Origin of the sequence: Delftia sp. CH05, from assembly GCF_009827015.1 — a bacterium.
In the GTDB taxonomy this organism is placed as follows: domain Bacteria; phylum Pseudomonadota; class Gammaproteobacteria; order Burkholderiales; family Burkholderiaceae_C; genus Comamonas; species Comamonas tsuruhatensis.
This window is the reverse complement of record NZ_WUMG01000076.1, coordinates 1-11220: the sequence shown is the minus strand read 5'-3', so window position 1 is coordinate 11220 and position 11220 is coordinate 1. Positions and strand designations below refer to the sequence as shown.

12 protein-coding genes are annotated in these 11220 nt (G+C 67.6%); 6 read left to right on the top strand and 6 right to left on the bottom strand.

From position 1 onward, the window contains the following. Positions 1–330, top strand: a 330-nt coding sequence (locus GRX31_RS29540; protein WP_160856093.1) for a helix-turn-helix domain-containing protein, incomplete at its 5' end; no start/stop codon positions are given. A gap of 95 nt (positions 331–425) precedes the next feature. On the opposite strand, the gene GRX31_RS29535 is transcribed toward GRX31_RS29540, so the two are convergent. Further along, the gene (locus tag GRX31_RS29535; RefSeq protein ID WP_160856091.1) at positions 426–1223 is read right to left on the bottom strand and encodes an SDR family NAD(P)-dependent oxidoreductase; all 798 of its coding nucleotides are present in this window, start codon (positions 1221–1223) and stop codon (positions 426–428) included. Positions 1224–1341: 118 nt separating this feature from the next. Here GRX31_RS29535 and GRX31_RS29530 point away from each other — a divergent pair, with 118 nt between their 5' ends. Beyond that, the gene (locus GRX31_RS29530; RefSeq protein WP_016450162.1) at positions 1342–2241 is read left to right on the top strand and encodes a LysR family transcriptional regulator; all 900 of its coding nucleotides are present in this window, start codon (positions 1342–1344) and stop codon (positions 2239–2241) included. 29 nt (positions 2242–2270) lie between these two features. Here GRX31_RS29530 and GRX31_RS29525 read toward each other — a convergent pair whose 3' ends face one another. The 4 genes from GRX31_RS29525 to GRX31_RS29515 form a co-directional block, all read right to left on the bottom strand. Continuing rightward, positions 2271–3053 (bottom strand): Bug family tripartite tricarboxylate transporter substrate binding protein, encoded by a 783-nt coding sequence (locus GRX31_RS29525; RefSeq protein ID WP_337193990.1) that lies wholly within the window; start codon positions 3051–3053, stop codon positions 2271–2273. Positions 3054–3059: 6 nt separating this feature from the next. Beyond that, entirely contained in the window at positions 3060–3263 is a 204-nt protein-coding gene (locus GRX31_RS30965; RefSeq protein WP_237426817.1) for a hypothetical protein, read from the bottom strand. A gap of 73 nt (positions 3264–3336) precedes the next feature. Beyond that, positions 3337–4179 carry an alpha/beta fold hydrolase gene (locus GRX31_RS29520; protein ID WP_237426816.1) on the bottom strand — a complete coding sequence of 281 codons (843 nt, stop codon included), beginning with the start codon at positions 4177–4179 and terminating at the stop codon, positions 3337–3339. Positions 4180–4294: 115 nt separating this feature from the next. Next, positions 4295–5083, bottom strand: a complete 789-nt coding sequence (locus GRX31_RS29515) for an IclR family transcriptional regulator (RefSeq protein WP_160856087.1) — start codon at positions 5081–5083, stop codon at positions 4295–4297. A gap of 274 nt (positions 5084–5357) precedes the next feature. On the opposite strand from GRX31_RS29515, the gene GRX31_RS29510 reads away from it, so the two are divergent. The 4 genes from GRX31_RS29510 to GRX31_RS29495 all read left to right on the top strand — a co-directional run bounded on the left by GRX31_RS29510 (position 5358) and on the right by GRX31_RS29495 (position 10677). Further along, on the top strand, positions 5358–6335 hold the full coding sequence (locus GRX31_RS29510; protein WP_016453777.1) for a tripartite tricarboxylate transporter substrate binding protein: 978 nt from the start codon (positions 5358–5360) through the stop codon (positions 6333–6335). Between the two features lie 33 nt (positions 6336–6368). After that, on the top strand, positions 6369–7160 hold the full coding sequence (locus tag GRX31_RS29505) for an enoyl-CoA hydratase/isomerase family protein (RefSeq protein WP_017406507.1): 792 nt from the start codon (positions 6369–6371) through the stop codon (positions 7158–7160). A 4-nt stretch (positions 7161–7164) separates the two neighbouring features. Continuing rightward, a complete protein-coding gene (locus GRX31_RS29500; RefSeq protein ID WP_160856085.1) occupies positions 7165–9267 on the top strand; it encodes an acetate--CoA ligase family protein in 2103 nt (700 codons plus the stop codon). A 72-nt stretch (positions 9268–9339) separates the two neighbouring features. Then, on the top strand, positions 9340–10677 hold the full coding sequence (locus tag GRX31_RS29495) for an MmgE/PrpD family protein (RefSeq protein ID WP_047326045.1): 1338 nt from the start codon (positions 9340–9342) through the stop codon (positions 10675–10677). A gap of 15 nt (positions 10678–10692) precedes the next feature. Here GRX31_RS29495 and GRX31_RS29490 read toward each other — a convergent pair. Beyond that, positions 10693–11220, bottom strand: a 528-nt coding sequence (locus GRX31_RS29490) for a MarR family transcriptional regulator (RefSeq protein WP_160856083.1), incomplete at its 5' end; no start/stop codon positions are given.

Genomic DNA, 11220 nt, shown 5'->3' with positions numbered 1-11220 from the left:
GCCGCGCACGCCTGGCCCGGCAACCTGCGCGAGCTGCACAACGCGCTGCGCTACGCCGCAGCCCTGTGCGGCCACGATGGCGACGGCACCATCGAGCCCGACCACCTGCCTGACCACCTGCACGATGCGCTGCACCGCGCACCAGCGCGCACCGCCTTGGCTGGCAATGCCGGCGAGCCCGCCGCACAGGCGCTGGAACAGCTGCTTGCGCAATGCCAGGGCAATGTCTCCGAGGCGGCGCGCCAGCTCGGCGTCAGCCGCTCCACCATCCACCGGCGCATCCAGCAGCTGCAGCTGGGTGTGCGGCATGCCCATTGGCGCGGGACATAGCACGGCCTTCGCCCCAGGACCCATGCGATGTCCATGGCGGCTGGCCGCGGCGATCGGCCCGTCGGTCGCCGCGCCAGGTCAGTCGCAGTGCAATTTCAGTCGCAGCGGGCGGTCATGCCGCCGTCCACGACAAGCTCGGTTCCCGTCACGAAGCGGGCCTCGTCGCTGGCCAGGTACAGGGCGGCACTGGCGGTATCGCGGCCATCGCCCATGAAGCCCAGCGGGATGCGCCTGACCCGCGAGGCCAGCAGCGTCTCCACATCGCCGCCTGTGCGCTGCCTGGCCAGCCGCGCTTGCACCATGGGGGTGTGCAACTGGCCCGGCACCACCGTGTTCACGCGAATGCCGTCAGGCGCATGCTGCACGGCCACCACGCGGGACAGGTGGATCACGCCGGCCTTGCTGGCCGCATAGGCGACCTGCGCGCTGCCGGTCCAGCGCAGGCCCGAGGTGGACGCCACGTTGACGATGGCGCCGCTGCCGCGTTCGACCATGTGCGGGAGCACATGCTTGCAGGTCAGAAAGACGCTCTTGAGGTTGATGTCGATCTGGCTGTCCCAGTCCTGCTCGCTCAGCTCAATGGGGCCGCCGGCTGCGGAGCCGCCCACGTTGTTGATCAGGATGTCCGGGACGCCCCAGGCCTGCAGGCAGGTCTGGACCATGGCCTTGACGCTGGACGAGTCGGTGACATCGCAGATGCAGGTCGTGATGGACGCTGCCGCCTCGCCGGCCAGGGACAGCGTTTCGTCAAGCCGCGCCTGGTCACGGTCCACCGCCAGCACCTTCGCGCCTTCCTCCGCCAGGCGCACGGCCATGGCCCTGCCGTTGCCCCAGCCTGCTGCCACGCATCCGGCCCCCGTAACGATGGCTATCCTGGACTTGAACCTGCTCATTGGCTTTCCTCATGTGACACGGTGGAGCCGCTGTGGCAAGCGGCGATGCAGGCCAGTTTGCGATCGATGCCGGCAAAGTTAAACTGGATGGCGCCTATACCAGCTATGTTGAATACCTATGGATCTGCGCCAACTGGAGTACTTCGTCGCCGTGGTGGAGCACGGCAGCATCAGCCGCGCGGCCGTGGCGCTGAATTTGGCGCAGCCGAGCGTGAGCCGCCAGATCGCACTGCTGGAAGAGGAGCTGGGGCAGCGGCTGCTGGACAGGACAGGGCGCGGCGTGGCAGCAACCGCGGCCGGGGAGACACTGCTGTCGCATGCACGCACGATGCTCAACTCGGCCAGCCAGGCGCTGTCCGATCTCAAGGAAATGCATGCCGAGCCCGTCGGCAGCGTGGTCGTGGGCCTGCCCCACCGGGTGGCGGCAAGCCTGGCCGTGCCGCTGATACGGGAGTTCCGGCGCCGGCTGCCGCATGCACTGCTTTCGGTGGTGGAGGGGCTGAGCCTGTCCTTGCGTGAGGGAATGATTGCGGGCCGCATCGACCTGGGTCTGATGTTCGACCCTGCTCCGACGCCCCTGCTGTCCTACGAACCCCTGATGCGCGAGTCCATGCTGCTGGTGGCTCCCAAGGGCTACCGGTTGCCGTCGCGCATCGGCCTTTCGGCCCTGGCGGACTTTCCGCTGGTGCTGCCGGGCACCCATAACCCGATACGCAGCCTCGTGGACGCCGTCTTGCTGCCGCGCAAGATCCGGCTGAACGTGGTGGCCGAGGTGGGGGCCGTGCACACGGCGCTGTCCGTGGTGGAGGAGGGACTGGCTTGCTCCATTCTTCCGGACAGTGCGTTGAATCTGGCCGGTGCCCGCACTGGCATACAGTCTGCGCCCATCGGCCCGCCGGCCATACGCAACCAGCTCGTGCTGGCCATGCCCAGGGCGCGTCCCGCGAACCGGCTGATCGCGGAAACCGCCAAGTTGCTGCGCGAGCTTGACTTTCGCAAGGGCGCCCGCGCCGTGTAGGGCATGCCTCCCGGATCGGAAGCGGCAGGTCAGTCGATGCGGATGCCCGCTTCCCTGACGGCCTTGCCGATCTTGTTCAGGTCGTCAGCGATCAATTTCCGGAACTGCGCAGGACTGGACTTCGCGGGGACAAAGGACAGTTCGGCGAACCTGGATTTCAGCGACGGCGCCTCCACGGCCTTTGAAATTTCGGTGTTCAACCTGTGGGTGATGTCTGCGGGCAGGCCGGCCGGGCCCCAGATTCCGTACCAGGACAGGAGCTCGAACCCGGCAATGGTGTCCTCCGCCAGCGTCGGCACATCGGGCAGCGACGGGACGCGGGTCTTGCTGGTGACGGCAAGGGGCCGCAGACGGCCGGCCTGCACGAAGGGCATGACACCCGGCATGGGCGAGATGGCCGCGGAGACATGGCCGCCGATCACGTCCGTCAATTGGGGAACGGCACCCTTGTAGGCGACGATGTCCATCTGCAGGCCAAGGGCCCGGTTCAGCATCTCTTCGCTCAGGTGGCTGGTGGTACCCAGGCCGGAAGTCGCCCAGGTGTACTTGCCTGGATGGGCCCTGGCCAGTTGCACGAACTCTGCCACGGTCCTGACGGGCAACTCGTTGGTGACCGCCACGATCAGCGGCACGTATCCGATTTGCCCCACGGGCGTGAAGTCACGCTCGGCGTCATAGGTTTTCTTGGAACTGACCAGCGGCAGGTAGGCATGGCTGGAGGCATTGAAGATGAGCGTGTATCCGTCAGGCTTGGCCTTCTTGACCTGCAGGGTTCCCAACAGGCCGGAAGCCCCCGGAACGTTCTCGATCACGATGGCCTAGCCCAGCTGCCTTTGCAGTTGGTCGGCCACCAGGCGGCCCACGGTGTCGATCGAGCCACCCGGCGTGTACGGAATCACCATGCGGATCGGCTTGCCCGGATAGTCTTGCGCGCCCACCAGGGTGCAGGTGGCCCAGGCCGCACAGGTCATGGCGAACTTCCAGGCTTTCCTGATGGCGGCTGCGGGCGTGTGGATGGTCATCTTTGTCTCCTGAGCACTGTTTCTGTCCGGCGCATCCCCGAAGGTGCCGGGTGTCTTGCGGGCAAGGGCTGGCCTAGGCGGCGTACACGCGGCGCGTGAATGCCGCAATGGCGTCTGCCATGGCAAGGGGCTGCTCGGGCGCCAGGGCGTGGCCCGCGTCGGCAATCACCTGTTCCGTCACCCGCTCGCCCAGGCAGGACTTCATCACATGGGGGATCACGACCGCGTCATGCTCGGCCCGAAGGTCCAGTATGGGAACGGTCGTTCCTGCGCTGAAGTAGTCATCGACGGGCGTGACGCGCCGTGCATGGCCTTGCGCTTCATGGGTCTGGGCGTTCCACCCGTCCAGCCAGGCGCTGGGGTCATGTCCCGGGGCAAAGAAGGCGCGGCGCAGGCAGTCCAGGCGCTGCTCCCTGGACAGCCGTGCATCGCCGGCGCCGTCGATTGCGTCCCGCAGGCGGCCATACGGCATTTCGTCCGATCCCGGCGGCAGCTTGCCTGCCGAGGCGGCGGCCATGACGACGCCGCGCACCAGGTCCGGCCTGTCGGCCGCCAGCATGCGCGCCGGCTGGCTGCCCCAGGCATGACCCACGACCACGACAGGGCCGGTGGCTTCGTGGTCGATGACGGCCGCGACGTCGGCTGCGAAGTCATGCAGCGTCAGCCCCTGCATGGGGCCACGGCTTTGGCCTATGCCCCGAGGCTCGGGGCGCAGTACCCGCAGCCCTTGCGCCTGCAGATGGCGGGCAACGACGTCGTAGTCCCGGCCGGAACGGGCCAGCGATGGCAGCATGCAGACGACCGGCCCTGCGCCCTGGTCCGCATACTCGATTTGAATCTCGTCCTTCGCAGCCTGCGGGCGGTAGCGCACGAGCCGGCGAGTGACGCCGGTTGTCTCCAGATGGGTGTTTGTCATGCCGCCAGTCTGGGTTTCGGGCGCCATTGCGATAAGGCAATGCAGCCTATATCAGCTATGTTTTTTCCCTATGCAAAGCGGGCCGCCCGCAGGTGCGCGGAACGGCGGCCAAACCTCACCGTTTCTCCAGCAGGCTCTGAATCTGGCGGCCCAGCTGCAGCAACGCCGGGTGCAGCTCCTGCACGATGGCTGGCACAGGCTCCGTCGTGGACACGCTGCAGTTCAGGACATAGATGGCATCGGGTGTCACCAGCGGCGTGGCCAGTGCAACCACTTCCGGCTGCCACGATGCAGCGCAGAAGCCTTGGCTTTTCACGGACCTGATGGCCGCCTGGATCTGTTTTTCCAGGTCGCGCCATTGGGCGCCTCTCTTGAGCCTGAAGCTGTCGAACAGTGCCTTGCGCCTGGCAGGCGGCGCCACGGCAAGGTAGGCACGGCCCAGCGACGTCAGCTCCATGGGCACACGCTGACCCGACACCACATGCCTGAGCACAATCCGGCGGTTGTAGCGGATCGATTCCAGATAGACCATCTCGTCCCTGTCGGGACAGGCCAGGCCCACGTTGATCCTGCGTGTCTCTGCGAGGGTGCGCATCAGGGGGGCCGCCATCGACAGCACCGTCGATCCGGTACGCATGGCGTGCGCCAGGCTCAGGACAGCGGGAGCCAGGCGAAAGGCGCGGCTTTGGTGATCGACCTGCAGCATGCCGCAGCCCACCAGGGTCTGCGTCAGCCGGCTCACGGTGGCCTTGGACAGTCCGGTGCGTTCCACCAGGTCGCCGTTGCCCAGCAGTTCCGACCCGGGCCTGAACGCACGGAGTATTTCGATGCCTCTTTCCAGGGAGCGGTTGCTCGGGGACTGACCGGGCTTGTCATGGAGTATGGGGGATCGCCTGTGGGTCATGTTGCTGCCGCCTGCGGGAGGACCGGTTCATCCTCGGTTGAAAGCCTGGTTCTTGCTGCACAGGCGCGGGCGCCTGATGGCGTGGAGTATTCCACCGAAAGGATGGCAGATGAAAACGCAAGTCCTGGCGCGCTCGCTGTGCGGTTTCACTGGTTGGAACATGGGGGATCACAACTGCGGCGCGTTTCCCTAAGCTTTCACCAATCCGTCGCCAGCGTCATCGCAACGCTTGCGCATGGACCGGACCTCTGCCCATAGAACCAGGAGACACACCATGCTTCGTTTCGCCGCCCGCCGTTGCGCCAGGGCCATTGCGCTCATTGCCGTGCTCGCGACTGCCTGCAACGCAGTCTTTGCAGCCTTCCCCGAAAAGCCCGTGCGCCTCGTCGTGCCCTTCGCGCCCGGTGGCGGAACCGACCTGATCGCACGCACGCTGGGGGCCGAGATGGCCAAGGACCTGGGCCAGCCCGTCATCGTGGACAACAAGCCCGGTGCCGGCACGATCATCGGCACCGACAACGTTGCCAAGAGCGCGCCGGACGGCTACTCCGTGGTCGTGGCTTCCTTCGCGCACGCCGTCAATCCGGCGCTGCAGGCCAAGCTGCCGTACGGGAGCAACAAGGCCTTCGCGCCGGTGATCCTGATCGGCCGCGGCCCCAACGTGCTGGTGGTGCCCGCCGCCAGCCCGTACAAGACGGTGGCGGACGTGATGGCCGCCGCCAAGGCCAGTCCCGACAAGCTGACCTATGCCTCGCAGGGCGCAGGAACGTCGGCGCATCTGGCGGGTGAGCTGTTTGCCAACCTGGCCAAGGTCAGGATCACCCATGTGCCCTACCGTGGCGCAGGCCCGGCACTCACCGATCTGATGGGTGGCCAGGTGGACATGATGTTTGCCACCGCGGCGGCGGTCTCCACCTTCATCGACAACGGCAAGCTGCGCGTGCTGGGTGTGACCACGGCCGAGCCGTCTGCGGCCTTCAAGGATGCGCCGCCCATCGCCGTCACCGTCCCGGGCTACCGCGTCGAGAGCTGGTACGGCCTGTACGTGCCGGCCGCCACGCCCGCTGCCGTGATCGAGCGCCTGAACACTGCGGCCCGCAAGGCGGCCCGTTCGCCGGACTTTGTTCGCAAGCTGGAACACGAAGGCCTGGTGGTCAATGCCGGGCCGGCGGCGGAACTGGACACCTATGTGCAGGCCGAGGAAAAGCGCTGGGCCCAGATCGTCAGGCAAAACAACATCCATCCCGATTGATCGCATTGCCCGCGATCGCCTTGAGAGCACGCCATGAACTACGAACTGATCCAACTGAATGTCGCCGATGCGGTGGCGACCGTGACCCTGAACCGCCCCGACAAGCGCAACGCCATGAGCGATGACATGCGCACCGAGTTCATCGATGCCCTGGAGCGCGTGGCGGCGGACAAGGCCATCAAGGCCCTGGTGCTGACAGGCGCGGGCAAGGGCTTTTGCGCAGGCGGGGACATTGCCGGAATGCAAAGGCGCATGAACGCGCCTGCGGGCGAGGTGGGCTTCAACGGCTGGCAGCGCCAGCAGCGCGTGCACCACGTCCAGGCCCTGTTGCACACCATGCCCAAGCCCGTGATCGCCGCCGTCAACGGCGCAGCGTCGGGCCTGGGCGCGGACACGGCGCTGGCCTGTGATTTCGTCATCGCCAGCGAGTGGGCCAGCTTCGCCTGGAGCTATGTGCTGCGCGGCATCATCCCGGACGGTGGCGGCATGTACTTCCTGCCGCGCCGCGTGGGCCTGGCCAAGGCCAAGGAGCTGATCTTCACGGGCCGCCAGGTCAAGCTGCCGGAAGCCCTGGCCCTGGGCATCGTGGACCGCCAGGCCAGTGCCGAGACCTTGGTGGCAGACGCCCAGGCCTGGGCGCGCGAGCTGTCCTCGGCTTCTTCCACCGCGCTGGCGTTGACCAAGACCATCCTGAACCAGAGCTTCGAGCTGTCTTCGCACGATGTCTTCGCACAGGGAAGCCAGGCCCAGGGCATCTGCTACACCAGCAGTGAACACCGCGCATCGGTGGAGGCCTTCCTGGCCAAGACGGCCGCCAAGGAGTGATGCCATGAGCCAAGCCATTGCCAAGCTGCTGTCGCCGCGCAGTGTCGCCGTCATAGGCGCCTCTGCCGACCTGAAAAAGACCACGGGCCGCCCGGTGGCCTACCTGCAAAAGCACGGGTTTGCCGGCCGCATTCTTCCCGTCAATCCGCGCGTGGAGCGCATCGGCGATTTGCCTTGCTATCCCGATGTGGCCTCGTTGCCTGAAGTGCCCGATGTGGCCGTGGTGCTGCTGGGCGCCGAGCGTGCGCACCAGGCCGTCAGGGAACTGTCGGCGCTGGGCTGCGCGGCAGCCATCGTGCTGGCCAGCGGCTATACGGAAACGGGCGAGGACGGGGCGCACCGCCAGCGGCAGCTGATCGAGGCGGCCGGCAGCATGCGCCTGCTGGGACCCAACACCATCGGGCTGGTCAACCTGACCGACCGGATCGTGCTGTCGCCCTCGGGCGCGCTGGAGATGGACGAGTTCCCCGCGGGCGGCATTGGCGTCGTCTCGCAAAGCGGCGGCATCCTGGGCTCGCTGCTGTCGCGCGCGGCCGCGCGTGGCATCGGGCTGTCCAAGCTCATTTCCACCAGCAATGAAGTGGATCTGGAACTGGCCGACTTCATCGATCACCTGGCCGATGACCCGGCCACCAAGGTGATCGCGCTGTATGTGGAGACGGTGCGCCATCCCGCCAGGTTCCGTGCCGCCTGCCTGAAGGCCGCGCGTGCCGGCAAGCCCGTGGTGGCCTTCAAGATCGGCCGCTCCGAGGCCGGCGCCAAGGCCGCCGTATCGCACACGGGCGCCATGGCCGGAGCCGATCGCATGTACGACGCGCTGTTCCGCCAGGTCGGCGTGATCCGTGCGCACAGCTTTGCCGACCTGCTGGACGTGCCCGCTGCGCTGGCCACGGGCCGCAGGCTGCGCGGCAGGCGCATCGCCATCCTGACTTCCACCGGCGGTGCGGGCACCCTGGTGTCGGACGATCTGGGCGTGGCCGGATTCGACACTCCGGCCCCTGACCAGGCGACCGCCGATGCACTGCGCGCGCTGCAGACCGGCAGCGAGGCCGTGCTGGACCGCAACCCCATCGACGTGACCCTGGCGGGCCTGCGTCCCGACCTGCTGCGCGGCGCCATCCATGCCCTGCTGGCAAGCCCCAGCTACGACGCGCTGGTCATCATCGTCGGCTCCTCCAGCCTGGCCATGCCCGAGCTGCTGGCCGGCGCCATCCAGGAGTGCCTGCCCCATTCCGACAAGCCGGTGCTGGCCTACGTCAGCCCGCATGCGCCGGAAATCGGCGCGCTGCTCACGCAACGCGGCGTGCCGGCCTTCGCTGCGGCGGAAAGCTGCACGGCCGCGCTGGCGGGCATGCTGCGCGTCAACGGCTTCCAGGGTGCGCTTGCCGGGCCAGCCGTCGGCAAGCACACCCTGCAGGAACCGGACCTGCCCGTCGGCTGCCTCGATGAAGCGCAGGCCAAGGCCGTTTTCCGCCGTTTCGGCGTGCCATGCGCGGCCGAGCGCGTGGTGCATACCGCCGAAGAGGCCGAAGCCGCCGCGCGCGAACTGGGCGGCCGGGTGGTGCTCAAGATCCTTTCGTCCCGGATCACGCACAAGAGCGATGTGGGAGGTGTCGCCGTCGGCCTGACGGCGCAGACCATCGGTGCGCGGCTGGCAGCGATGGTGGCCGACGTGCAGGCCAGGGCGGGTGTGCGCCCGGACCGGTTCCTGGTGCAGCAGATGGTGACCGGCGGCACCGAGCTGATCCTGGGCCTGCACAAGGATGCGCTGGGCACCGCCGTGATGCTGGGCATGGGGGGCGTTGCGGCCGAATTGTTCCAGGACACCACGCTGCGCCTGCTGCCAGACGATGGGACACAGTTGGGTGTGCTGAGCCGCTCAGAAGCGCTGGACATGGCCAGGGAGCTCAAGACCTGGCCGCTGCTGGACGGCTTTCGCGGCCGCCCCAAGGCGGATGTCGATGCCCTGGCCGATGCCATCGTCGCGTTCTCTGCGATGGCCGCCCAACTGGGCGACCGCGTGATCGAGGCGGAGATCAACCCGGTGTTCGTGCTGCCGCAGGGCCAGGGCGTGTGCGCTGCGGATGGTGTGCTGGTTCTGGCTTGAGGGGCCGGCCACTGCACATTTGTGCCAAAAAAGTGAGACTGCCCCGGCCAGTGTTCATCCAGGAGACCACGCATGCATGCGACCGAAGTGTTCGGACAATTTGCCTCTCGATACCAACGCACCGAGCTTCCCGACACCGTCATCCACCACGCCAAGCGGGCCGTGATCGACTGGTATGCCTCCCTGTTCCCGGGCCTGGGCTGCGCGCCTCTTGCACAGTTGGAACAGGTGCTTGCCGAGGATCTGGACCGCGGGTCCTGCCGGCTTGGAAACGGCCGCATGGCCACGGCGCGGGCGGCGGCACTGTTCAACGGCTCGGCGGCCCATGCCGCCGAGGTGGACGACAGCTTCCGCGATGCCATGTACCACCCCGGGGCCGCAACCATTGCAGCGGCGTTGGCGGCAAGCCAGCAGGCAGGGGCCAGTGGCCTGGAATTCCTGCGTGCCGTGGTGCTGGGCTATGAGGTCTCCACCCGCATCGGAGTGACCCTGGGCCGGGCCCACTACCGCTTCTGGCACAACACCGGCACCGTGGGCGTCTTCGGGGCAGCGGCGGCCGCAGGGTATGCGCTGCGGCTGGATGCAGGGCCATTCGCCCATGCACTGGCCACGGCGGCCACCTTCTCTGCGGGTCTGCAGCAGGCATTTCGCATGGATTCGATGTCCAAGCCCCTGCATGCCGGGCGCGCAGCGGAGGCCGGCCTGCTGGCTGCGCAACTCGCGCACAGGGGGGTGACGGGATCGCTGGATGTGCTGGAGGGGGAGTCGGGCCTGGGCCGCGCTGTCAGCGACGGACCGGACTGGTCAGGCATCGGGGACACGCTGGGCAGGGACTTCCACATCACCCGGCTCACCTTCAAGAACCATGTCGGCTGCGGCCATACCTTTGCGGCCATCGACGCCGCGCTGGCTCTGCGCAGCCAGCATGCCCTGCGGGCGGACGACATCTGCAGCGTGGCCGTGGCCACCTATGGCCCGGCCCTGGATATCGCCTGCTACACCGATCCCGTGACCGAAAACGAAGCGCGCTTCAGTCTCCGGTTCGTGGTGGCGACGGCCTTGGTCCATGGCAGCGTGCGAATGTCCGCTTACACCCCCGAGCGCCTGGCCGATCCCGCCGTGCGCGCGATGCTCGAGCGCGTCCAGGTCTCGGTGGACCCGCAAATCGATAGGGCCTTCCCGGGAAAGAGATCGGCGCGCCTGGAAATCGTTGCCAGGGATGGACGCCGCCATGTCTGGTTGCAGCCCGATCGCAAGGGCGATCCCGAACTGCCGTTGTCGGATGGGGAGCTGGAGGACAAGTTCATGGAGCTTGCCGCTCCCGTCGCCGGCGCGGGACGTGCCCGGCAGCTGCTGTCAAACATCTGGGGGCTTGAGCGGGCGAGCTGCCTGCGGGGTCTTGCGGTCTGACAAGGCGGCAGGCGTTCAGGCGCTGTGCTGGGCCTTCATCCTCGTCCAGGCCTTGAAGAGGATGGACTGCAGGCTGGCACGCTCGCCCTCGTCCAGGTAGTCGACCAGCGACTCGCACATGCGCCAGAAGGCCGGCAGCGCGCGGGCCAGCACCTCGCGGCCCTGGTCGGTGAGCGCCAGGTCGAAGCTGCGGCGGTCTTCCTGGCTGAGGCTGCGCGCCAGCAGCGAGCGCTTTTCCAGCCAGTCCAGCAGGCCCGTCACCGACGAGCGCGTCACGCCGACGTAGCTGGCGATATAGGACGGCGTGACCACCGTGTCGCCCAGCAGCCCGCGCTCGGCCAGGCCGAAGATCATGAGCACGTCGAGCTTGCTCTCGGACAGGCCGAACGCCTGCAGCGATGCGTTGGCGCGCTGCTCCACATCGTCGGCCAGCCACAGCAGCAGCAGGCCCAGGCCGGCGGCCGGCGTGTCGGTGCCGGGCTGCGCGGTCTGGGCCATCAGGGCCAGGTGCGGGCGCAGCGCTTCGGGGGCTTTGGCGAGGGG